At 70.0% G+C, this 22,989-nt stretch carries 19 protein-coding genes and 1 pseudogene; 14 read left to right on the plus strand and 6 right to left on the minus strand.

Going from position 1 to position 22,989, the window contains the following annotated elements; translation table 11 throughout:
* Positions 1-154: 154 nt before the first annotated feature.
* The 3 genes from AC3RJ7_RS05280 to AC3RJ7_RS05290 are packed head-to-tail and all read left to right on the plus strand — an operon-like array spanning position 155 to position 2,051.
* Complete coding sequence (locus AC3RJ7_RS05280) at positions 155-931, plus strand: hypothetical protein (RefSeq protein ID WP_491454768.1); 777 nt, start codon at positions 155-157, stop codon at positions 929-931.
* On the plus strand, positions 931-1,368 hold the full coding sequence (locus AC3RJ7_RS05285; protein ID WP_491454769.1) for a phage holin family protein: 438 nt from the start codon (positions 931-933) through the stop codon (positions 1,366-1,368). Before AC3RJ7_RS05280 ends, AC3RJ7_RS05285 begins: the two co-directional genes overlap by 1 nt.
* On the plus strand, positions 1,365-2,051 hold the full coding sequence (locus tag AC3RJ7_RS05290) for a DUF3618 domain-containing protein (protein WP_491454770.1): 687 nt from the start codon (positions 1,365-1,367) through the stop codon (positions 2,049-2,051). Before AC3RJ7_RS05285 ends, AC3RJ7_RS05290 begins: the two co-directional genes overlap by 4 nt.
* Before the next feature lie 194 nt (positions 2,052-2,245).
* On the opposite strand, the gene AC3RJ7_RS05295 is transcribed toward AC3RJ7_RS05290, so the two are convergent.
* Positions 2,246-4,387, minus strand: a complete 2,142-nt coding sequence (locus AC3RJ7_RS05295; RefSeq protein WP_491454771.1) for a hypothetical protein — start codon at positions 4,385-4,387, stop codon at positions 2,246-2,248.
* 234 nt (positions 4,388-4,621) lie between these two features.
* On the opposite strand from AC3RJ7_RS05295, the gene AC3RJ7_RS05300 reads away from it, so the two are divergent.
* Complete coding sequence (locus AC3RJ7_RS05300; protein ID WP_491454772.1) at positions 4,622-5,152, plus strand: ClbS/DfsB family four-helix bundle protein; 531 nt, start codon at positions 4,622-4,624, stop codon at positions 5,150-5,152.
* A gap of 40 nt (positions 5,153-5,192) precedes the next feature.
* A complete protein-coding gene (locus AC3RJ7_RS05305) occupies positions 5,193-6,050 on the plus strand; it encodes a carbon-nitrogen hydrolase family protein (protein WP_491454773.1) in 858 nt (285 codons plus the stop codon).
* A 15-nt stretch (positions 6,051-6,065) separates the two neighbouring features.
* On the opposite strand, the gene AC3RJ7_RS05310 is transcribed toward AC3RJ7_RS05305, so the two are convergent.
* Complete coding sequence (locus AC3RJ7_RS05310) at positions 6,066-7,277, minus strand: aminotransferase class I/II-fold pyridoxal phosphate-dependent enzyme (RefSeq protein WP_491454774.1); 1,212 nt, start codon at positions 7,275-7,277, stop codon at positions 6,066-6,068.
* A gap of 166 nt (positions 7,278-7,443) precedes the next feature.
* Between AC3RJ7_RS05310 and AC3RJ7_RS05315 the strand changes: the two genes are divergently transcribed.
* The 6 genes from AC3RJ7_RS05315 (at position 7,444) to AC3RJ7_RS05340 (ending at position 14,263) form a co-directional block, all read left to right on the plus strand.
* Complete coding sequence (locus AC3RJ7_RS05315) at positions 7,444-9,216, plus strand: S1C family serine protease (RefSeq protein ID WP_491454775.1); 1,773 nt, start codon at positions 7,444-7,446, stop codon at positions 9,214-9,216.
* A 146-nt stretch (positions 9,217-9,362) separates the two neighbouring features.
* A complete protein-coding gene (locus tag AC3RJ7_RS05320; RefSeq protein ID WP_491454776.1) occupies positions 9,363-10,418 on the plus strand; it encodes a glycosyltransferase family 2 protein in 1,056 nt (351 codons plus the stop codon).
* Positions 10,419-10,424: 6 nt separating this feature from the next.
* Complete coding sequence (locus AC3RJ7_RS05325; RefSeq protein ID WP_491454777.1) at positions 10,425-11,237, plus strand: CDP-alcohol phosphatidyltransferase family protein; 813 nt, start codon at positions 10,425-10,427, stop codon at positions 11,235-11,237.
* Positions 11,238-11,277: 40 nt separating this feature from the next.
* Positions 11,278-12,123, plus strand: a complete 846-nt coding sequence (locus AC3RJ7_RS05330; RefSeq protein ID WP_491455232.1) for a glycosyltransferase family 2 protein — start codon at positions 11,278-11,280, stop codon at positions 12,121-12,123.
* Between the two features lie 93 nt (positions 12,124-12,216).
* On the plus strand, positions 12,217-13,527 hold the full coding sequence (locus AC3RJ7_RS05335; protein WP_491454778.1) for a CDP-glycerol glycerophosphotransferase family protein: 1,311 nt from the start codon (positions 12,217-12,219) through the stop codon (positions 13,525-13,527).
* Between the two features lie 142 nt (positions 13,528-13,669).
* Complete coding sequence (locus AC3RJ7_RS05340) at positions 13,670-14,263, plus strand: hypothetical protein (RefSeq protein WP_491454779.1); 594 nt, start codon at positions 13,670-13,672, stop codon at positions 14,261-14,263.
* Positions 14,264-14,793: 530 nt separating this feature from the next.
* On the opposite strand, the gene AC3RJ7_RS05345 is transcribed toward AC3RJ7_RS05340, so the two are convergent.
* Both AC3RJ7_RS05345 and AC3RJ7_RS05350 read right to left on the minus strand, forming a co-directional pair.
* On the minus strand, positions 14,794-15,234 hold the full coding sequence (locus tag AC3RJ7_RS05345) for a type ISP restriction/modification enzyme (protein WP_491455233.1): 441 nt from the start codon (positions 15,232-15,234) through the stop codon (positions 14,794-14,796).
* Positions 15,194-20,026: pseudogene (locus tag AC3RJ7_RS05350) on the minus strand (type ISP restriction/modification enzyme); the annotation flags it as partial. The gene AC3RJ7_RS05345 and the pseudogene AC3RJ7_RS05350, both read right to left, overlap by 41 nt.
* On the opposite strand from AC3RJ7_RS05350, the gene AC3RJ7_RS05355 reads away from it, so the two are divergent.
* Positions 19,916-20,218 (plus strand): helix-turn-helix domain-containing protein, encoded by a 303-nt coding sequence (locus tag AC3RJ7_RS05355; protein WP_491454780.1) that lies wholly within the window; start codon positions 19,916-19,918, stop codon positions 20,216-20,218. The pseudogene AC3RJ7_RS05350 and the gene AC3RJ7_RS05355 overlap by 111 nt on opposite strands.
* Positions 20,219-20,249: 31 nt before the next feature.
* Here AC3RJ7_RS05355 and AC3RJ7_RS05360 read toward each other — a convergent pair whose 3' ends face one another.
* A complete protein-coding gene (locus AC3RJ7_RS05360) occupies positions 20,250-20,579 on the minus strand; it encodes a hypothetical protein (RefSeq protein WP_491454781.1) in 330 nt (109 codons plus the stop codon).
* Positions 20,580-20,862: 283 nt separating this feature from the next.
* On the opposite strand from AC3RJ7_RS05360, the gene AC3RJ7_RS05365 reads away from it, so the two are divergent.
* Together AC3RJ7_RS05365 and AC3RJ7_RS05370 are read left to right on the plus strand one after the other, a co-directional pair.
* Positions 20,863-21,453: a type II toxin-antitoxin system Phd/YefM family antitoxin gene (locus AC3RJ7_RS05365; RefSeq protein ID WP_491454782.1), complete on the plus strand. Its 591-nt coding sequence runs from the start codon at positions 20,863-20,865 to the stop codon at positions 21,451-21,453.
* The gene (locus AC3RJ7_RS05370; RefSeq protein WP_491454783.1) at positions 21,453-21,839 is read left to right on the plus strand and encodes a type II toxin-antitoxin system VapC family toxin; all 387 of its coding nucleotides are present in this window, start codon (positions 21,453-21,455) and stop codon (positions 21,837-21,839) included. The genes AC3RJ7_RS05365 and AC3RJ7_RS05370 overlap by 1 nt, the downstream gene beginning before the upstream one ends.
* Here AC3RJ7_RS05370 and AC3RJ7_RS05375 read toward each other — a convergent pair.
* Complete coding sequence (locus AC3RJ7_RS05375) at positions 21,836-22,858, minus strand: hypothetical protein (protein ID WP_491454784.1); 1,023 nt, start codon at positions 22,856-22,858, stop codon at positions 21,836-21,838. The genes AC3RJ7_RS05370 and AC3RJ7_RS05375 overlap by 4 nt on opposite strands.
* Positions 22,859-22,989: the final 131 nt, after the last annotated feature.

A 22,989-nucleotide genomic window follows, 5' to 3' on the forward strand; every position in this document is an offset into this window, starting at 1 on the left:
GTCTGCGCGTGGTTATACGCGCCGTGTTCCGCGATCGCAAGGGCCTTCATGCGGTTTCGACGCCTACGTACCGTGTTCTCACCCGACCCGACGGGCTGCCGCGGCTCCACGGCGGCATCGAGCCCGTCGGCACGATGCAGGAAGAAGGCAGACGATGAACAGCAGTTCTCTGTCGAACACCCGAGGCGGCGGCGCCGGCGACCCCGCCGCGACCCGCATGCCGTCCGCGCCGACCCAGACCGGCGACCTCCGCGATGACGTCTCCGCGCTCGCCTCGGACGCCGGCGACGCCGGCCGGCACGTCGTCGACGTCGCCAAGGACGAGACCCGTTCGGTCGCGTCGGAGACCAAGGACCAGGCACGGCGATTCCTCGGCCAGGTCGGCGACGAGTTGCAGAACCAGGCGTCGGTGCAGCAGGCGCGGCTCGCCGGCGGCCTGCACTCCGCGGGCACCGAGTTCTCGGAGATGGCGAACGGCTCGACGCGTTCGGGCTACGCCTCCGACCTCGTGCGCGGCGCGGGACGCCGGGCCGACGCGGCCGCCCGCTGGCTCGAGCAGCGCGATCCCCGCTCGGTGCTCGAAGAGGCGAAGGGCTTCGCACGACGTCGCCCGGGCGTCTTCATCGCGATCGCGCTGGGCGCCGGCATCCTCGCCGGTCGACTGACGCGCGCCATGGCCACGCCGCCCGAAGGCTCCGCATCGAGGACCCGGAGGCAGGTCACGACGGGCGCCGGCGCCTCGGCGCAGGAGGCCCCGCCCCTTCGCGAGGTCGCGCCGCCGGCGGCGACGACGGTCGGCGCGGGGTCGCCCGGGTCGACCGGGGCCACCGGATCTTCCGTGTCCACGGCGGCGGTGGGGGCGCCCGGAACGGGCACCGGAGCGGGCCTCGATGACGGTGCACGCCACGACGCGCCGGAGAGGGGGGTCTGATGGGTGATGCACGTCATGCCCACGAGACGCCGCTGACCCCGTCCGAACGACAGGCGGAGTCGAGTTCGCTCGGCGATCTCCTCTCGGAGGTCTCGCGCGACGTGTCGACGCTCATGCGACAGGAGGTCGAGCTCGCGAAGGCCGAGGTCCGCGAGTCCGCGAAGCGGGCGGGGCGCGGCGCCGGGCTCCTCGGCGGTGCGGGGGCGGCCGGGATGCTCGCGCTGGCGTTCCTGTCGGTCGCGCTCTGGTGGGGCCTCGGCTACGTGATGGGCAACGCGTGGTCGGCCGTGATCGTGGCCGTCCTGTGGGGCATCGTCGCCCTGGTGCTCGCCCTCACGGGCAAGAAGCAGATCGAGGAGATCAGCGGGGTTCCGCGCACGGTCGAGACCGTGAAGGAGATCCCCGAGGTACTGAAGAGGAATGAGGAGAACCGATGAGCAACCCGGATGAGATCCGTGCCGACATCGAACGCACTCGCGCCGAGCTCGGCCAGGACGTCGACGCGCTCGCGGACAAGGTGACGCCGTCGAAGATCGCCGAGCGCCAGTCGCGGCGGGTGCGACGCGCCATGACCTCGGTCAAGGACCGCGTCATGGGCGTCGCCTCCGACCTCGGCGACACCGCGCACGACGCCGCGGAGCACGTGGGCGACGCGGTCGCCGATGCGCCGCGCGCGGTCGCGTCCACGACGCGCGGCAACCCGATCGCCGTCGGCCTGATCGCCTTCGGCATCGGATGGCTCGTCGCGTCGCTCGTGCCGGCCTCGAAGGTCGAGCGACAGGTCGCCGACCAGGCGAAGGATGCCGCGGCGCCGCTCGTCGACGAGGTGAAGGAGATCGCGGCCGAGGCCGCGGACCACCTTCGCGAGCCGGCGAAGGAGGCCGCGGACGCCGTCAGGGAACGAGCCGCGGAGGCGGTCGAGACCGTCCGCCAGGAGGGCGAGGCCGCCGCGACCGAGGTGGGCAGCGAGGCGAAGCACACCGCCGAGCGGCACACCGCGGCGGACACGGCGTCCGACCCGGCGACGGCGGCGCCGCTCACGAGCCCGGGTGCCGCACCGGCGCAGCGGCCGTCGTCGTCCGGAGCGGCCACGATGCCGCCCGAGCCGTTCGATCCCTGATCGAGGGTCTCGCGCGACCACGGGCGCGGCATCCCGAGCGGATGCCGCGCCCGTCGCCGTGCGCGGGAGGAAGAGGCCGGACACGCCACGTGACGGAGCACGACGAGAGACCGGACCCGCGACGTGACGGAGCACGACGAGAGGCCCGGGACCGTGGCGGTCCCGGGCCTCCCGGTCGTGCCGGCCGTCGGCGGTCAGCCGCTCCTGCGGTTGCCCGTGTTGGTGACGGTGAGGGTGTACCCGGCGTCGAGGTACGTCAGGTCGCCCGTCGGCAGGTTCGAGACGAGCGTCGCGAAGTCGCGGTTGTTGCCGCTCGCGCACTTCGTGACGAAGCCGACCTGCGAGATCGCGTCGCCCTCGAGCCGGTAGACGAAGTTGCCCGCGCCGTCCGTGATCTCGAAGGGCGAGTCGACGCCCGGCGTGAGGTCGCACGTCGAGACGATCTGGAGCGTCCAGTTGTTGTCCTGGAGCCCGGTCGTCTCGAACCACTCGCCCTCGCCCGACGAGAGGGTCGCGGCGGCGCCGTTCACCATCACGTCGTCGACGAACCAGCCCGTGTCGAGATAGGCGGCGTCGGTCGAGTACCGGAACTGCACGTCGGTCGTGCCCGCGGGCAGCTGCGCCGTGTAGTGCACGTACACCGGCTCGTCGACGAAGTACTCGCCGCCGGAGGTGCCCGTCAGGCCGTTGCCCGTCGGGTTGTTGCCGTGCGGGTCGTCGTCGGTCGTGACCTCGGTTCCCGAGTTGTCCACCAGCGGCACCGTGACCCACTCGCCGCCGACGAGCGCCTCGACGAAGCCGTAGTCCCAGCCCTCCTCGATGAAGTGCCACGTCCAGAAGTCGAGCGAGGTCACCGTGCCGGTCGTGTCGACGTCGAGCACGTTCTCCGACTGGCTCTCGTACCCGGCGTACCAGTGCGTCTCGCCGGTATGCGGTGCGATGCGCGTGGTGTCCTCGCCGTCGAGCGCGACCGTGACGGTCGGGCCGGGGTTCCGGAACCGTTCGACCTGGATGCCGAAGGGCAGCGCCACGTCGCTCGACGGGTTCGCCCGGCGGAGCCACTTGGCCTCGGGCTGTGCGCCCTGGTTCGAGCCCCGGCCGCCCCAGAACTGGTCGTCCGCGATGTCGAACGTCCACGAGGTGAACGCCGGGTCGCCGAAGTCGACCGCCTTGATGTCGAAGCGGTCGGAGTCCTCGTCGTCGAGGTACACCGCGACGGCCCAGTCCTGGTAGAGCTCCTCCGCCGTGCGGAGGGTGCCGTCGGTCTCGTCGTTGAACGCGTCGATCGCGGCCTGCACGCCCTCCATGCCGTCGGCCGGGTTCTCGAAGATGCGCTTGATCAGCAGGTCGCCCGCGACCCCGTCGTATTCGAGGTCGGGGGTGTAGCTGCCGTCGCCGTTGCCGCCTGCCTGCTCCCACAGGTACTGGAAGAAGGTGTACGAGGCGCCGTAGTTCTCGAGCCCGCCGCCCCATCTCGTGAGCGAGGTCTCGGCGTAGAAGACCTGGTGGTAGGTGAGGTGCGAGCCGCCGACGTCGTACCCGTTGAGGAACACCGCGAAGTCGGCGAGCCCCTCGTCGACCCATGACAGTTCGCCGGGGTCGCTGTAGTTGTGCAGCAGGTGCTCCAGCTCGTGCGCGATGACGCCCTCGTAGAGGGTCGGCTGGTCGTTCGACGGGTCGTCGTCGTTCCACTCGGAGTCGGCGGGGCCGACGCGGTTGGCCCAGTCGTACGCGTCGATGACGATGGCGTTCATGCCCGACGAGTCGATGAACTCGGGGGCGAAGTACCCGGCCGTGTAGGTCGTCTCCGCGCAGTCGTAGTACTGGGTGTCCTGCACGTTGTAGACGACCATGACGAGTGAGTCGCTCGCCGGCTCCTCCGGGTCGGCCGCGTCCATCGGACCGAAGTGCTCCTCGTCGACGGCGACGATCTGGTTCGACAGCTCGGCGCCCATGTAGTCGATCTGGGCCTGGGTGAGCGTGTAGTCCGCGGCGTCGGCGTCGGCGCACGGGACGAACTCGTCGTCGGGCGTGGGATCGAAGGCGGGGTCGAGGCTGTCGACACTCGTCGGCGCACTGCCGTCGAGCGGCGTGCCGACGGGCACGTAGATGTAGACGGGCGTGCCGTCGGGGGTGGCGCCCGCGTAGACGCGGGTGAAGTCCTGATCGTAGGTTCCGCCCGCCTCGCTGTCGTTGATCGGCAGCGTGATGGTCGGTTCGCCGGGCAGGTTCAGGTGGTCGTCGGCCTGGGCCGGTGCCGCGGATGCCGCGACGAATGCGGCGGCGACGGCGACGCTCGTGACGACGCCGGCCGCTCTGGATGGTGCTCGGAGCACAGCTGTGTCCCATCTCTCATGGACCCGCCGTGCCGGGACGGTCTGCCCTTCGTCGCGCGGGACCGATCGGTCGGGGACCGCATCGTCGCGGCCCCGTCTGAACCCGGACAGTGGAACACGCCCGGAATTCGTGCGGAAGGGGCTTGCATTCGTCGACGGGATGGGAGAGAAGCCGCGGCAACGCGGCCGGGATCGCGGGCCATCGGACCCACGCGATCACCCTACGATGGCCCCATGCCCGTACCCGAGACCGCCGTCGCCCTGCAGGCCGCCGCGATGCGCGGCTTCCGCACGCTCGAGGACGTGATCGACGTCATCCCGCCGAAGGTCCGCGACCGGCCGTTCCCCGTGGCCGCGACGTCGGCCGCGGCCGCCGGCGTGCCGGGCGCGGCGCGCGACCGCGACCTGCAGGACGTGCTCAATCACCTGCACGCGTGGCACGAACTGCTGCTCGGCTGGCTCGACGCGATCGACCGCGGCACGACGCCCGCCTACCCGGCGGAAGGCTACGACTGGAGCCGCCTCGACGCCCTCAACCTCTCGCTGCGCGACAAGTACCGCGTGAAGGACGTGTCGCGCGCGCTCGCGCGCCTGCAGACGAGCCATGCGGCCGCTCTCGCGAGGGTGTCCGCCCTCGGCGACGCGGTGCTCTTCGACGACGAACGCTTCGACTGGTTGCGCGGCGCGCTCGCCGTGCCGGCGCACGAGTGCCTCGGCGGGCACTACGCGTGGGCCGTCGAGGCGATCGCGGCCCGCTTCGTCTGACCCGCGACGCGGCGACCCCGACGCGGCCTACGCTGGTGCCATGACAGACGACGAGGTCGGCACCACGGGCGAACAGGTCGACGGCGAGGCATCCCTCGGCGAACTCGGCGTCGCGGTCGCGCAGTTCGCACCCGTCGCGGATGTCGCGGCGAATCTCGACGCGATCGAGGCGCTCGCGCGCACCGCGGGGGAGCGCGGGGCGCGGCTCGTCGTCCTCCCGGAGTACTCGATGTACTTCACGCCCGACCTCGGGCAGGAGATGGCCGACGCCGCGGAGCCGCTCGACGGCGCGTTCGTGCGCGCGCTTGGCGCGCTCGCCGGCGACCTCGGCATGCACCTCGTCGCGGGCATGCTCGAGCAGACCTCCGACCCCGAGCGATTCTCGAACACGCTCGTCGCCGTCGACGACGGCGGCCGGCTCGTCGCCACCTATCGCAAGCAGCACCTCTACGACGCGTTCGGCATGCGCGAGTCCGAGCGGGTCGTCGCCGGCGGTCTCGACGCCCCGCAGGTGTTCGCCGTCGACGGCGTGCCGGTGGGAATGCAGACCTGCTACGACCTGCGCTTCCCCGAGGTCACGCGCACGATCGTCGACGCCGGGGCCGAACTCGTGCTCGTGCCGGCCGAATGGGTGCGCGGGCCCCTCAAGGAGCACCACTGGCGCACGCTCGCCACAGCCCGGGCGATCGAGAACACGGTCTACCTCGCCGCGGCCGACCAGACGCCGCCGATCGCCGTCGGCAACAGCTTCGTCATCGACCCCATGGGCACCGAGCTCGCGGGGCTCGGCGAGCAGGCCGGCGTCGCGGTCGCGTGGGTCTCGCGCGAGCGCATCGCCGCCGTCAGGCGGGTGAACCCGGCGCTCGCGCTGCGTCGTTACGCCGTCGTGCCGCGCTGAGCCTCCCGCGGCCGGTCACCCGAGCGCGGCCAGCCGGGCCGAGGCCTCCTCGAGCACGGGCAGGCGCTTGCAGAAGGCGAAGCGCACGAGGCTGCGGTACGCCTCCTGGCGGTCGGGGTGCACGAACGCCGACACGGGCACGCCGACGACGCCGGCCAGCCCCGGCAGTTCCCGGCACAGCTGCGCCGCGTCCGGGTGGCCGAGCGGCGAGGCATCCGCCACGATGAAGTAGCCCGCCGCGGGCAGGGAGACGGTGAAGCCGGCCGCCTCGAGCCCCGCGGCGAGCACGTCGCGCTTCGCGGCGAGCGTCGCCGCGGCCCCCGTGAAGAACTCGTCGGGCAGGTCGAGCCCCGTCGCGATCGCGGGCTGGAACGGCGCGCCGTTCACGTAGGTCAGGAACTGCTTGACGGCGAGCACGGCGCTCACGAGCGCCGAGGGGGCGGTGAGCCATCCGATCTTCCAGCCGGTGGTCGAGAAGGTCTTGCCGCCCGACGAGATCGAGATCGTGCGTTCCCGGGCCCCGGGGAAGGCCGCGATCGGCCGGTGCGGCGCGTCGAACGCGAGGTGCTCGTAGACCTCGTCGGTCACGATGAGCGCGTCGTGCCGCTCGGCGAGGCGCACGATCTCGGCGAGGACCTCGTCGTCGAACACCGCGCCGGTGGGGTTGTGCGGCGAGTTGACGATGATCATGCGGGTGCGGTCGCCGATCGCGCGGCCGAGTGCGTCGAGGTCGGGCCGCCAGTCGGGGAACGCGAGCGGCACCGTGCGGTGCACGCCGCCGGCCCGGGCGATGAGCGCGGCGTACGCGTCGTAGTAGGGCTCGAACGTCACGACCTCGTCGCCCGCGTCGACGAACGCGAGGATCGTCGCCGCGAGCGCCTCGGTCGCGCCCGCGGTCACGAGCACCTCGGACGTCGCGTCGACGTCGAGGCCGTACCACCGGCGCTGGTGACGGGCGACCGCTTCGCGGAGCACGGGCAGGCCGGTGCCCGGCGGGTACTGGTTGACCCCTGCGGCGATCGCGTCGCGCGCGGCCTCGAGCACCTCGGCGGGGCCGTCCTCGTCGGGGAAGCCCTGGCCGAGGTTGATCGCGCCGGTGCGAGCGGCGAGGGCGCTCATCTCGGCGAAGATGGTCGCCGCGATCGCGCCGTCGGCGCCGAGGAGCCCCGCGCCGGCGGCCGTGCGCTGCCACGGGACGAGGCCGGAAGCGGGGGAGAAGTCGCTCATCTTCACACCGTACGCGAGGCTGGGACCGCTACGCTGGCGCCGGGCCTTCGGGCCCGATCCGGGGCGTTCGGACGAATCACTGCTCGCTGATAGCCGAGACATAGAAACCGCCAATCCCCCGCACAGACTGCCGCGGGATGCTGGCATCGCTTTGGAAGGAGCAGACATGACCGACACGACCAACGGCGCCACGGGGGAGCCCCGCGAGGCCGACGTCCCCGCGGAGCAGACCACGCCCGAGACCAGCACCACCGACGCTGCCGCCGTTTCGGCCGCGACCGGGGCCGGCACCACCGAGGCCGCCCGGACGCCCGACGCCGCGGTCGAGACCACCGCCGTCCCCACCACGCCCGAGGCGGACGTCGAGACCACCGCCGTCCAGACCGTCGCGAAGGCGGAGACGCCCGCCGCCCCGGCCGACCAGGCGCCCGCCGCGCCCGCCCAGGCCCCGGCCGCGCCCGCGGCCCCGGCGACCGGCGTCGTGTACCAGCCGGGCCAGGCGCCGCAGCCGTACCACGCCCCGCAGTACACCAAGCAGACGCAGGCGCCCGCCACGGCGACCGCCCCGACCGTTCCGGTCGCGGGCCAGGTGCCGCCGGCGTTCGGCGGCCCGCAGCCCACCGCGCCGGTCGCCGGCGCCCCGGGTCACGCCGGCCCCGCGGCATCCGCGCCCAAGGAGGCCAAGCCGCGCAAGGTCGGTCTCGGCGTCGCCGCCGCGATCGTCGCGGCCGCCCTCATCGGCGGCGCCTCGGGCGCCGGCATCACCGCGCTCGTCGCGGCGAACCAGCCGGCCGGCTCGACGGCCGCCTCGAACTCGGCGCAGAACATCGTCGTCAACGACCCCGACTCTGTCAACCAGATCTCGGCGGTCGCCGCGAAGGCGAGCCCGAGCGTCGTGACCATCTCCGTCTCGAGCGGCGAGGGCGCGGGCACCGGCTCGGGCATCATCCTCTCGAAGGACGGCTACGTGCTCACCAACACGCACGTCGTCACCCTCGACGGTGCGACGGGCGACCCGACCATCCAGGTCAAGACGAGCGACGGGCACCTCTACACGGCCGAGCTCATCGGCACCGACCCGCTCAGCGACCTCGCGGTCATCAAGCTGGACGACGCCTCGGGCCTCACGCCGCTCGAGTTCGCCGACTCGTCGAAGCTCAACGTGGGCGACACGGCCATCGCGATCGGCGCCCCGCTCGGGCTCTCGGGCACCGTGACGAACGGCATCGTGTCGGCGCTCAACCGCTCGATCGACGTCGCCTCCTCGGCGGCCCCGTCGACCCCCGACGACAGCCAGGGCGACGACAGCCAGGGCGACAGCGGCCAGGGCGACGGCGGCCAGGGCGACAGCCCGTTCGACTTCTTCTTCGACATCCCCGACGAGGGCGGCCAGTCGCCCGAGCAGGCGCCGCAGCAGCCGGCCGCCGGTGCGGGCCAGGTGGCGCTGCCCGTCATCCAGACCGACGCCGCCATCAACCCCGGCAACTCGGGCGGCGCGCTCGTCGACGACGAGGGCAAGCTCATCGGCGTGAACGTCGCGATCCTCGGCACCGGTGACGGGTCGGGCCAGAGCGGCAACATCGGCGTCGGCTTCGCCGTGCCGTCGAACCTCGCCGAGCGCATCGCGAAGGAGATCATCGAGAACGGTTCGGCCACGCACGGCCTGCTCGGCGCGACGGTCACCTCGGCCGAGGCCGACGAGCAGAGCGACACCGTCGGCGCGCTCATCACCGACGTCTCGCCCGACGGCGCCGCCGAGAAGGCCGGCCTGCAGGCCGGTGACATCGTCACCGAGTTCAACGGCACGCCGATCACCGACCAGACCGACCTCACCGCCCAGGTGCGGGCGCTGGCCGGCGGCGAGAAGGCCGAGCTGACCATCACCCGGGGCGGCGACACCGAGACGGTGACGGTCACCCTCGACACGTTCGAGGGCTGAACCCGACCGACATGGATGCCTCGGGCTGAGGCCCGCCGACGGGGCCGGATCGGAGACGATCCGGCCCCGTCCGGCGTCGCCGGCCGGAACGCCCGTGGCGGGGCGTCGCCTGTTAGGCTCGATCGACCCGAGCACGAATGAGGAACATGCCCGAGCACCACCCCGAGACGACACCGTCGTCGCTCGTCGGCGTGTCGTACGTCATGCCCGTGCTGAACGACGCCACGCACGTGCGCGCCGCGGTCGAATCGATCCTCGCGCAGGACTACTCCGGCCCCGTCGAGGTGCTCATCGCCCTGGGGCCCTCGATCGACGGCACCGCCGAGCTCGTCGGCGACCTCGCTGCGCGCGACGCGCGGGTGCGCGTCCTCGAGAACGAGGCGGGCTCGACCCCTGCGGGGCTCAACATCGGCATCCGCGCGGCCCGGTACCCCGTCGTCGTGCGGGTCGACTCGCACTCGATGCTGCCGGTCGACTACGCGCGCGTCGCCGTCGACACGCTCGAGCGGACCGGAGCCGACAACGTGGGCGGCATCATGGACGCGCGGGGCGAGACCGCCTTCGAGCGCGCCGTCGCGCTCGCGTACACGACGAAGGTCGGCCTCGGCGGGTCGGCCTTCCACATCGGCGGCTCCGAGGGCCCGGCTGAGACGGTCTACCTGGGCGTGTTCCGCCGCTCGGCGCTCGAGCGCGTCGGGCTCTTCGACGAGTCCATCAAGCGCGGCCAGGACTGGGAGCTCAACCGGCGACTCCGCGAGACCGGCGGCACCGTGTGGTTCACGCCGGAGCTCGCCGTGACCTATCGGCCGCGCTCGAGCCTCGACCGGCTCGCGCGGCAGATGTTCTCGACGGGGCTCTGGCGAGGTGAGCTCGCGCGCCGGTTCCCGGCCGCCAACGGCATCCGCTACTTCGTGCCGCCGGCCATGGTCGTGGGCGTGACGATCGGCCTGCTGCTCGGCATCGGCGGGCTGGTGCAGCTGGCCGTGGGGGCCTCACCGTGGCTGCTCGTCGGCTTCGTCGCGCCGGTCGTCTACCTGCTCTTCGTCGTCGCCGCGACGATCGTCGAAGCGCGCGGTCGCGGTGCGGGCACCGCCGGCTGGTTTCTCGTAGTGTTGCCGTGCATACACGTCACGTGGGGCATCGGCTTCGTGCTCGGCTACCTCTCGCTGACCAGCAACATCGCACGGCACACGGGAAGGTGAGCACGGATGACTGACGCCCGACCGGTGACGGCCAGGCCGGCGAGCATCGCCGAACTGCGCGCGGTCTCGCAGCCGCCCGAGGTGCGCGGCCGCCGCAACGCCGAGCACTGGACGGCGTCGCTGTACCTGCGCCGGTTCTCGATCTACCTCACGTGGCTGCTGCTGAAGACGAAGATCTCGGCGAACGGCGTGACCGGGCTCATGATCCTCGTCGGCTGGTCGACCGCGGCGGCGCTCCTCATCCCCGGCGTCTGGGGCGCACTCCTCGCGGTCGTGCTCGGCCAGCTGCAGATGCTCGTCGACTGCTGCGACGGCGAGGTCGCCCGCTGGCGCCGCACCTCGTCGCCCGCGGGCGTCTTCCTCGACAAGGTGGGCCACTACACGACCGAGGCGCTCATCCCGATCGCGCTCGGCATCCGCGCGGCGGCGTACCCGCTCGAGTTCCCCGAGGACTTCCTCTGGACGACGATCGGCGCCATGCTCGCCCTCGTCATCGTGCTCAACAAGGCGCTCAACGACATGGTGCACGTCGCCCGGGCGAACGCCGGCCTGCCGAAGCTCGCCGACACGCACGGCGAGACGGCGCCGCGCGGTGGACTGGTCGCGAAGCTCCGCAAGGCGGCGCGGTTCGTGCCGTTCCACCGGCTCTACCACTCGGTCGAGCTCACGCTCATCGCCTTCGCGGCCGCGATCGTCGGGCTCTTCGCCGGACAGCCGATCGTCGATCGCGTCGTCGTCGCGGCGCTGCTGCCCCTCGCCGTGCTCGCGGTGATCGGCCACTTCGTCGCGATCATGGCGAGCCGTCGTGTCCGTTCCTGACCCCTCGGCCGCGCCGCGCGTCGGCGTCGTCGTGCTCACGATGGGCAAGCGTCCCGACGACCTCGCCCGGGGCGTTCGCAGCGTGCTCGACCAGCGGGGCGTCGCGGTCGACGTCGTCGTGGTGGGCAACGGCTGGGACCCGGCGACCGCCGATCCCGCGCTGCCCGCCGGGGTGAAGACCCGGCACCTGCCCGAGAACCTCGGAATCCCGGCGGGCCGCAACGCGGGCGTGCCCGATGTCGAGGGCGACGTGCTCTTCTTCCTCGACGACGACGCCTTCCTGCCGAGCGCGACCTTCCTCGCCGACGGCTGCCGCCTGCTCGCCGACCGGCCCGAGCTCGGGCTCGTCCAGCCGCGGGTCGTCGACCCGACGGGGCTCACCTCGCCGCGTCGATGGATTCCGCGCATCCGGAAGGGCGACCCCGCGCATTCGAGCCCGGTCTTCTCCTGCTGGGAGGGTGCCGTGCTCATGCCGCGCGTCGTCTTCGACGCGACCGGCGGCTGGGCCGACCCGTTCTTCTACGCGCACGAGGGCATCGAGCTCGCCTGGCGGGTGTGGGACACGGGCCGGGTCGCCTGGTACGAGGGCGGCCTCGAAGCGGCCCACCCCGTGATCGACCCGGCCCGGCACTCGTACTACTACCGGCTCAACGCCCGCAATCGGGTCTGGCTCGCCCGGCGCAACCTGCCGGCCGTCCTCGTCCCGTTCTACGTCGGCTCGTGGACCGCGATCCAGGTGCTGCGCTGGGCGCGGCAGCCCGCCGCGCTCAGGGCCTGGTTCGGCGGTTGGCGCGCGGGCTGGCGCGAATCGCCCGGCGAACGCCGGCCGATCCGCTGGCGCACGGTGCGGCGGATGACTCGGGCCGGACGCCCGCCGGTCGTCTGACGCCCGTCGTCCCGCCGTAACGATCGGCTCTCGGTCTCCGCTGCACGCCGGCCACGAGGCATCCGCACAGCTGCGCCTCGCTACCCTTGGACGGTGGGATTGAGGAAAGACGCGCGTCGCGCCGTGAAGCTCGCCAAGGACATCATGTGGTCGCGGCGGGCGCAGCGGGCGCTCGCGGCGAAGCTCGCCGGCCGACCCGCGCTCGAGCCGCATCGCTTCCGCATCGGCGTGTACTTCGCCGACGGCAAGGTCAACCTCTACCAGCTGCGGCAGTGGTACGCCCCGCTCGCCGAGCTCGCCGAGACGCACCCCGTGCTCATCCTGAGCCGGGCGTCGGGCGCGGCGCTGAAGCTCCTCGACGAGTCCCCGCTGCCGGTCGCCTACGTGCGCCGGGTGGCCGACCTCGAGCGGGTCATCCATGAACAAGACCTGCACGTCATCCTCTACGTGAACCAGAACGCGAAGAACTTCCAGATGATGCGCTACGGGCGCCGCTGGCACGTGTTCATCAACCACGGCGAGTCCGACAAGATGTACATGACCACGAACCAGTTCAAGGCGTACGACTACGCCCTGATCGCGGGCGACGCGGCGAGGGCGCGACTCGACAAGGTGCTCTGGGACTACGACTTCGACAAGCGGGCGATCCCGATCGGGCGCCCGCAGGCCGACCACTACCTCGACGGCTCGCCGCTGCCGTACACGCCCGACGAGCGCGAGGTCGTGCTGTACGCGCCGACGTGGGAGGGTGACCGCGCGGCCGCGGCCTACGGGTCGATCGCGTCGCACGGCGTCGCCCTCGTCGAGGGGTTGCTGGCGACCGGTCGTCACCGGGTGATCTACCGTCCGCACCCCCGCTCGGGCGTGCTCGACGAGGCGTACGCCGCCGCGAACAAGCGCATCATCGTGGCCCTCGAGCAGGCGAACGCCGTCGATCCGGGGGCGCAGCACGTCTTCGACGACGGGCCGAAGCTCGGCTGGCAGCTCGCCGCCGCCGATGTCGCGATCGTCGACATCTCGGCGATGGTCTACGACCGGCTCGCCGCCGGCAAGCCGCTGCTCATCACCCGTCCGGTGAACCCGGCCGCGCAGGTCGACACGAGCGGCTACCTGCAGGCGTGCGAATGGCTCGACGCGGCGGATGCCTCGGCGCTGGTCGCCCGCGTCGACGAGGTGGCGCACGACGAGTCGGCGCTCGAGCGCCTGAAGTACTGGGTCGAGCGGTACTTCGGCGACACGACCCCCGGAGTCACGACCGCGCGCTTCCATGCGGCGATCGACCACCTGATGGGCGAGTGGGAGCGGTTCGCCGCCCTGCATGCGGAGGACGGCGAACTCGACGACCACGACGTCGAGGGGGAACGGGCCGAGGCCGGCGCGGGCGACGAGTCCGACCTCGGCTGAGGGCGGGCTCGGCGCGTCGCGGAGCCGAGGAGATCTGCGATCTCGAGGACGCCCGCCGCTCCGAGGCTCCTCGGAATTGCAGATCTCGTCGGAATCGCGGCCTCGCGAGCACCGCCGACGGACGACGACTTACACTGGCGACATGGCGCAGCTCATCACCGAAGCCGACCTCGACGAACTCGAGCTCCGGGTCTCCGACGGCCCCGGCCACCACGTGGCGCAGGCCGAGCTGCTCGAGCGCTGGGCGGTCGAGGGCGACGGGTTCGTGCTCGGCGACGGCGTGCGCCGCGCGCAACTGCTCGTGATCGCGGCCGAGCACCTCGGGGCGGCGGGCGAGCTCGAGCGCGCACTCGCCGTCGCACGGCGGGCGGCCGAGGCATCCGACGTCGAACCCGGGGAGGCGGGGGGAACGCTCGTCTCGCTCCTGCTCGACCTCGGGCGGCGCGACGAGGCGATCGCCGAGGCCGACCGGCTGCGCAGCGCCCGACTCGACGACTGGTGGCGCCTGCTCGATGTGGCCGAGGCGTTCGAGATGGCCGACGAGCCCGACCTCGCCGAGCGCTGGTTCGTGATCGCCCTGCGCGCCGTGGAGCGCAACCCCGAGCACGACGTCGACGACCGCATCACCGTGCTCGCGGGACGCTACCGGGTGCGCCGCGACGCCGGCAAGGGCGAGGACGTGCTCGACGTGGAGACGCGCGAGCTGGCCGGGTTGCTCGGGGTGGAGCTGGGGTAGCGGCGGCGCTCGCTCCTCCTCATCGCTGCTCGCACCTATTCGGCACGGCCGACAGTCGAAGGGGCGTACGTTGCGGAGATTCGCACCGGCATGTGGTCATCCTTGCGATCGACGAAGTCGATTGAGTTCCGCGAGGCGCGCGACGCCGGTGTTCAGTGCGAGCGCCTTCAGATCTCGGATGACCGCAACCTCCTCCTCCGATCGAGCGACGGCAAGCCGGTGACGTTGGATCAGCGTCGTCACCCAGGCGATCAGGAGGATCAGGGCGACGAAGAGGCTCGAGACGCCGAGCAGACCGATCAGGGAGAGCGCGATGATCGCGGCGGCGAGGAAGCTCCATCCTGCGATGCGCAGTCCTCGCGTGGAGGGGAAGACCGACCGAGCGAGCTTGACCGCCCGCGCACCGGTCGTGCTCGCGTACGTCGGCGCGAGTACCATCGGGCTGCCCGGCAGAGCAGGCGTCGAGTCGGCGAGATCTGTGGCGAACCTGATCATCGACTCCCGGGCAGCGTCGAGCTTGACCCCGTCGATCATGACGCTCGCTTGCTGGTGTCGACTTCGATCACCTCGAACGCCGGCAACTCGGCCACCAACCGCTGTGTCTCGAGCGACACCGTGACGAGCGAGCGGATCAGGTTCACGACGTAGCGTGGGTCTTCCTGCTCGCGCAGCCAGGCGTTCGGGTCGTTCACGATGCCCGACGCCTTGTCGACCTTCACCTGATAGCGGTCGATGACCCACTCGAGCGGGCTGCGGCCGCCGACCTTGTACTCGCTCTCTTCGAGCGGGATGCCGGTGATCGTGAGGTGCGCGTTGTAGCGGATCGCTGTGTGATCCTTGCGCGAGATCCACGAGAGTTTGTCGATGCGGTAGAGCTCGTAGGGATCGGTCGGGCGGATCGATCGACGTGAGCTGTTCGCCGAGGTCGGCTGGTTCGACGGACTCGTAGCCGACGTGGAGAACGGCGAGATCGCGGCCGATGCGTGCGTACTCGGGGAAGTCGTTCACCTGAGGGATGCGGGGGAGCATCTTCTGCAGGTCAGCCGCGTAGTTCTCGCGGTAGGTGGGATGGTGCAGCAGCGCGTAGATGCCGAAGAAGATGTCGTCCTTGGTGACGTCGTCGCCGTGCACCGCCCGATATGCTGCGAGCGTCGCGTCGGTGATGTTGTCGACGCGGCGGTAACCGTCGACGATCTCGTCGGTATCGGATGCAGTGAGCGCTTCGAGGTTGAGTGCGCCGTCAGGGGCGGATGCCGGTTCCCAGGTGTATCGGGGGAAGACTTGGTTTGATGCGTTGAGCGCAAGGTCTGGAAGCAACCGAGTTATGAGTGGTGGAGTGTCCACCCGCCCGTCCGTGCTGACGGCGATCGCAAGTTGATCGTGCGCGTCGAACGATGGAAACAATCTCGCGATGCCAGGGCTGTCGATCATCGTGGTGTCGAACCAGAGCAGTTGGCTTGTGAATGGGCGGTAGGCAGCTCGCCGTAGCACCCCGTTTGTTGGTTCGAGTGCCCGCCCGGTCTTTCGGCGTGAATCGAAGCCACGAGACCATCCGACTCGCTTCGGATCGGGGTCGGAGGATGGATCGCTGATGAGGCGAGCGAGCTCATCGATCATCGTCAAGACATTCCGCTGTAAGGACTCGGAGCTGAAGCTGTAGACCCACGGAGAACGGTTGGTCGAGATTCCAAGCGCGAACTTCTTGAAGACCGCAGGCGAGTCGTCGCGTCCCTTCGTCTTCTTGTCGCCTAGCTCTGTCCATGAACTGAAACGTTCATCTCGCTGATTGATCCAGTCGCCTGATTCGTTCGGCGAAGCGCGGATGAAGGAAGTCTTCACAATTGATTGTTCGGTGAGGAGTCGATCAAGCTTGTCCTCACGGCTTAGATAGTCGCCAATGTCTGCGTAGTGCACTCGGGCAGGGCCTGAGTGCGAAGCATCCCTGATCAGGATCGTGATGGCGATCCCTGTCTGTGATCCCTCACCGAAGACCTTGCCGCCCTCGGCCTGCCAGTTCTTGACTCGCTGATTGCCGCGAAGGTTGTAGACGATGATGTCGCTGAATTCGTCGGCCCAACTCAGCCGTACGCCGTCGGCGGTTCCGCTATCGATGAATCCCGAGTTCGAGACGAACGCGATAACGCCCTGGTCGCTCAGCCGATCGGTCGCCCAACGGAGTGCGCGATAGTAGGAGTCGTACATGTCGGCCTTCCGCGTCGCGGTCGACCGCTTCACGTAACTCTCGGAGATCCGAGCATCTGTCTTCGGATACTTCGCGTTCTTTGCTCCGTCGTTCGCACTTGACTGACCCGCTCGATACGGCGGATTCATGACGATGACATCAACCGTCGTGGCCCGTTGCTTCTCCAGCCGTGCGGTGTTTTCCTGGAACACTCCACCTGCGAGCTGTGAGTCGCGCTCGCCTATTGCGAACGTGTCGGTGAGTGAGATTCCCGTGAAGCCGCCGTCTGCCGGCTCGATGCCGTGCTCGGCGCATAGTTCCCGGTACACACTCTCGATGTTCACGGCGGCGATGTAGTAACTGAGCAGCACGATCTCATTCGCGAACAGCTCGTGCGTGTACTTGCGGGTGAGATCCTGGGGTTTGATCAGCCCCGTCTGCATGAGTCGGGTGAGGAAGGTTCCGGTGCCGACGAACGGCTCGAGGATATTCACGCCCTCGTCGGAGAGTCGCTTGCCGAAATGCTGGTGAAGCGCGGCGTCTGCCGATCGAAGGATGTAGTCGACCACCTCAACCGGTGTGAAGACGATCCCCATGCGGTCAGCAAGTAGCGGAAACGCTTTCGTGAAGAACTTGTCGTAGAGCGTGACCAGCATCTGCTGCTTCGCACTCACCGTGTCGAGACCGCGGATGCGGCCGGTGACGCGTCCATAGAACGCATCGAGCGGCTCGCGCTCACGCGCGAAGGCAGCGTTCTCGTGGAACGTCTCGAGTACCGCCTCCATCGCGGTCGACACCGGGTTGTCCTGCGTGAACGAGCCTTCGGGGAACATCGCCTCGAACACCGGCTTCGTGATGAGGTGCTGCGCGAGCAGTTCGATCGCCTCGGGCTCGGAGACGTCGGGGTTCACTGTGGCTCGCAGCGCCTTCACGAAGTCGTCGAACGGTGCGCGGTCGTTCTCCGTCGCGTTGACGTGCGCGGTGATCAGCGCGATGAACTTCTGCGCGATCTCGGCGATGTCGCCGGCCCAGTCGTCCCAATACATGCGGTCGCCGACCTTGGCGACGAGCTTGGCGTAGACCGAGTCCTTCCACGTGTCGGCCGAGGTGGTCAGGCCGGGCAGCGTCGCCGCGAGATGGGCGGGGCCACGTTCGGCGCCGGGATCGGCTTCGGGCGAGGCATCCACGTCGCGGTCATTCGGCGCATCGAAGGGCGACGCCTCAGCCTGCTTCGCGGGCGTCAGGCTGACCCGCTCGATCAGTACCTGTTCGGGCAGGCGCCCCGTGAACGCCGCCTGATTGATCGCCGCATCGAGGCGCTCGTCGTGGGCGCGCAACGCCTGCAGCACCTGCCAGACGACCTTGTAGCGCTCGTTGTCGTTCAGTGCCTCTTCGGGTTCGACACCGGCCGGGATCGCGATGGGCAGCACGATGTAGCCGAGCTTCTTCTCGTCGGATCGGCGCATCACCCGGCCCACCGCCTGCACGACATCGACCTGGCTCTTTCGTGGGCTGAGGAAGAGCACCGCGTCGAGGCTCGGCACATCAACGCCTTCGCTGAGGCAGCGCGCGTTCGTAAGTACGCGAGCGACCGGGCGCCCGTACTGATCGTGCTCGGGAGCCGCCTTCAACCAGTCGAGCCGCTCGCCGCGCTGCGTGGCGTTCATCGTGCCGTCGACGTGCCGCGCTTGCACCGTGAGGTCGTCAGTCGTGTCCTCGTTCTGGATGTTCGAGAGGTGTCCGTCGACGAGTGCGGTGAAATCGCTCGCAACGCCCTGAGAGGTCTTGATGTCCTTGGCGAACGCGACCGCGCGGCGCATCGGCGCGACATCCGTGCCGAAGCCGTCGGCGATCGTGCCGGCGTTGCGTTTGGCGAGCGCGTTCCAGCATCCGATGAGCTTCGCGACATCGGTCACGAGTAGTTCGCGGCCCTCGTGCGCGAGCTCTTGCTGCAGCGTCTCGACGATCTCGTCTTCGCTGATGCCGAGGACGATCACCTTGTAGTCGGTGAGCAGCTCTTTGCGCACCGCCTCGTCGAAGCCGATGCGATACAGGAGCGGGCCGAACAGTTCTTCATCGTCCATCGAGACGAGCTCGGCGGACTTCTGCGAGGCCGCGTTCTTCACCTCGGGGGCGAAGATGCGAGGAGTCGCCGTCATATAGACACGCGCCGTCGCGGGGATCACGGCATTGTCGTGCACCTTGACGAAGTGCGACTCGTCGTCGCCGGCGAGCGTGACGCCGGTCGTGCGATGTGCTTCGTCGCAAATGACGAGGTCGAACGTGTCGCCGCGGAGACGCTGCGCCTCGGCCACCGCGTCGATCGACTGGTACGTCGAGAAGACGACGGTGAGCCCGTCGTGCTCCTCATCGAGGTCGCCGAGCAAAGCGGCGAGCGCCGCACCGTCGGTCGTCGCCGGCGCGCCCAGGTCCTCCATGAGCACACTCGTCAGGTCATCGTTCTTGCGCCGCCCGATGTTCGTGTCGGAGCCGACCGCGAACGCGCGGAACCCCATCTCGGGATCGCGCTCGCGCGACCATTCGTCGAGCGACTGCTGCAACAGCGCCAGCGACGGCACCATGAAGAGCACCGTTGCGGCGCCGCCCGCAATATCGTTCGTCCATCGTTCGGCGAGCTTGAGCGCGGTGAATGTCTTGCCTGTTCCGCACGCCATGACGAGCTTGCCTCTGTCGTGGGCGCCGTCCGGCCCGATGCCGGCCAGGATGGCGTTCACCGCGGCATGCTGGTGGGCGCGCAAGGTCTTGCGCTCGTGCCGCTCTGGCGCCACTTCGGGCCTGAGCAACTCGTAGGTCGACCAGTCGACTTGGCTGTGCCGGAGCTCATCGAGCGAAACGCGCCCGACCGGCTTGCTGCGGTTCTTGAGGGCCTCCTCGGCGTTCGCCGACCACGGCGCGCTCGTCGTGTCGATCACGAGCCCTTCGGTGAACGGCTCCTTGCCCATCGCCTCGAAGAACGAGTCGAGGTCGCCCTTCTGCATCCGATGGCTCTGGGCGAAGAACTTGACCTGAACCGCCATCAGGCCCCCGCCCTGGATCTCGGCGACCAGGTCGATCCCCGTGTCGGGCCTGCCGTCTCGACCGGGCCAGTCCTTCCAGAGCCATACGGAGCCCAGCCGATCGGCCCGAAGCGGCTCGACGGTGAGGTAGTGGCGCGCGAGCTGCTCGAGGTAGTTGCCCTGCATCCGCTTCGAGTCGGAGAGCGCTCGGAACTCGGCGAGCAACTCGTCGAGCGCAGTCATCGGCTCGCGTTCCGGCTCGATCGTGGATTCGAGCTGGTGATCCGAAATCGTCACGCGAATGTCTCCTCGGTAGGGCGGGGCGACGTAGGCGGTCCACGGGGGGAGCAGCCGACCGTCGATCTGATTAACAGTGCCACAACACATGAGGTAGAAACGCGCGAGGCGTGTTCGCGCTGGTGCCCAGTTCTGGGGGCAGATAGTCATGAAGGCATGCCCGAACCCCAGTCGCGCGCGGCGCAGATTCTCGGCGAGCGCATCAAGGAGGTTCGCGTGCAGCGCGGCGTGAGTCAGGAGACCGTCGCGCACCTGGCTGAGATGCATGTCACGAATCTGGGCAAGATCGAGCGCGGCCAGGCGAACCCGCGCATGACGACGATCGTGCGCATCGCGGGAGTGCTCGACACCGACCCCGGAAAGCTCATGGCGGGCATCGGGCTCGACTCCCTGCCCGACGTCGATCACGTGACGGTTCGCGATGTGATCGCCGAGCTCAAGCGGCGCGGCAAGCAGTAGCGAGCGGGCTCGGGCGGCGGCATCCCTCCGCTCAGAACGCGATTCGCCACAGGTAGTCGTCGCCGTTCTCTCTGAACCAGCGCACGCACGCGATGCAGTCGCGAGCCGGGTCGTCGGCCTGCAGCACGAATCGCACGTGGCCGCCGGGTGGCACGCGCAGCAGCGGATTCCACATGAGCCGGCCGTCGCCGCTCAACACGAGGTGCACGGCACGCAGCGTCTCGTCGCTCTCGTTCACGAGCGTGAACCACGGATCGCGCGAGCGATCGAGGCGCCACGGTACCCGGTAGGCGGGCCCGGCTGCGGGGGAGCGGTGGCTCGCGCGGGAGGCGAACGGCTCGATGGATGCCTCGTGCGGCATGCGGATTCCTCCTGGGGAAACTCGGCGGCACGAGACCATCACGGTATCGCCGGCCTCCGACATCCGGTTTGTAGGGGGCTCGAGCGAATGTCGGGGGGTCGCGCGAGGTTTTCGGTATGACCCGACCGCAGATCACCGCAGCACAGATCATCGCCGGAGCGGAGCGATCCCTCAGAAACGGCCGCAGCGTGCAGGCCGTCGACGAGTACCGGTCCGCGCGCACCGACCTCGCCGCTACTTCGACGGCGTCGCCGAGCGAATCTTCACTGATGCCGGCGGTGCGATGCTCGAGCTCGAACGCGCCATCGATCTTCACCTCGCCGCCACGCGGGTCGGCGATGCCGAAGACCAGCTGTACGCGCTGCCCGCCTACATCGGGCGCGACCGATCACCGCTCCGGCCGACGAGTGCGCGCGCGCACCTGCGGTTCGCCGACATCGACGGCCGGATCATCATCAGCCGACGGCTCGTCGACGTCGGCGACCACCTGTGCGCCGTCTGGGAGTTCGTGGGGGCGCTCCGTCGCGCGCGCAGGCGCGCTCAAAGCCGTCGGGGCGAGAAGGTGAGCGCCGTGAGTGAAAGTGCTACGCTGTGCTACATGTCGACGATCAGCCATCGCGAGATGCGCAACAACAGCGCCGAAGTGCTGCGGCGGGTCGAAGCAGGCGAAGAGCTCGTGGTGACGAACCATGGCCGGCCCGTCGCTCGCATCAGCCCGATCTCGAAGTCGGTCATCGACGAACTCATCGCCGAAGGCGCTGCGCGGCCGCCGCGTTCAGATGCGGCATGGTCGGAGCTTCCGCCTCCGGCCCCTGCCACGATGACGAGCTCCGAGTTGCTGGCCGACGTTCGCGGCTACGAGCGCGGCTACTGATGACCGTCGCGTACTTCGACACCTCGGCGGCGATGAAGCTCGTCATCCGCGAACCCGGCAGCCGAGCGCTCATCGACGCTCTCGAGAGATCCGATCGTCGGCTGGTCGCGTCTTGGCTGCTGCACACCGAACTCCATTGCGCAGCCGGGCGACGACCCGAGCAGTTCTCCTCCGCTCGGCTGCAGGCCGTGCTCGATCGAGTGCTCCTGGTCGACATCTCGCGAGCCGACCTGTTGTCCGCCGGAACGCATTCGCCACTGCGTGCGCAGGACGCCATCCACCTCGCCGTCGCGCTGCGGCTGGGCGCCGACGAGATGATCACGTACGACCGCGAACTGGCCGATGCGGCTCGGCGTGCCGGGCTCGCGGTCGTCGCGCCCGATTAGTCGTCGTCGCCTCGGCCGTCGTCGCGCCCGGCGTCCGGCGGCGTCTCGGCGTCGCGGGTTCTCACGCTGTCGTCGCCGGTACCTTTGTCGTGGTTCGTTCGCATCGAACCCAACCGACCGAACGGCCGCTTCGCGGCCCTGCCGACCGCGCCTCCGACGACGCCGGCGGCACGCGCCACCCGCTTGCCCGTCGAGACGACCAGCGTCTCGTCGCCGACCGGCTCGAGCTCGGGCGGCAGCGCCGCGGGCGCCTGGCCGAACGCGAGCCGCGACTGGGCGAGCACCCGGCGGCCGAGCATGTTGTTGCCGACGCCGCCGATCGCCGCGCCGATGCCGAAGGGGATCGCCTTGCCGATGATGCCCGCGCCGCCGCGAACGGCGAACTGCCGCATGAACGTGCGGCGCAACTGGTCGACGACCGTTCCCATGACGGCCTTCGGCAGGCTGTTCGTGATGAGCTCGCCCCAGTACGCGCTGCGCGCGACGCCGGAACCCGTCGCCTGCCCGGCGAACTGCCGGACGAGGTCGCTGCCCTCGTCGCCGAGCATGAGCGTCATGACGAGGGCGCGCGCCCGCTCGGGATTCTCGAGGGGGATGCCGTGCACCTCCGTGACCGACTGCGCGAACAGGGCGGTCGCCTCGAGGAAGCCGGCCGTCTCCACGCCCGACAGGGCGAGCGTGATGCCCGTGCTGATGCCGGGGATCACGGCGGTCGCGCCGACGGCCGCGCCGCCCGTCGTCACCGCGGTGAGGTAGCGGCGCTCGAGGATGCGCACGAGCTGGTCGGGCGTGGCGCCGGGTGCGCGGCGGCGGATGCTGCGCAGATGGGCGACGACGACGGGGCGCTGGATGGCGAGGGCGCGATCGATCGCGTGCTCGACGCCGTGCGCGCGTCCCCCATCGACGTTCGGCGCGGTGGGGCGCCGGGCACCGGTTTCGGAGCCCGCGTTCGTCCGCGCCGAGTCCTCACGAGGCGCATCCGTCCCCATCGTGGTGATCGTGTGCACCGGCTCGGCCATGAGGTCGATCCTAAGTCGCACAACTGATTTTGCCCCCCAAAGTGAGGGTTTCTCTTGTCGGCGGGTTCGCAGGAGGAGTACAACAGGCGTCGAGTGCACACTGCTTGGGGGGTGCACCGGGCTGGCATCGA

Source organism: Agromyces solani, assembly GCF_058349925.1.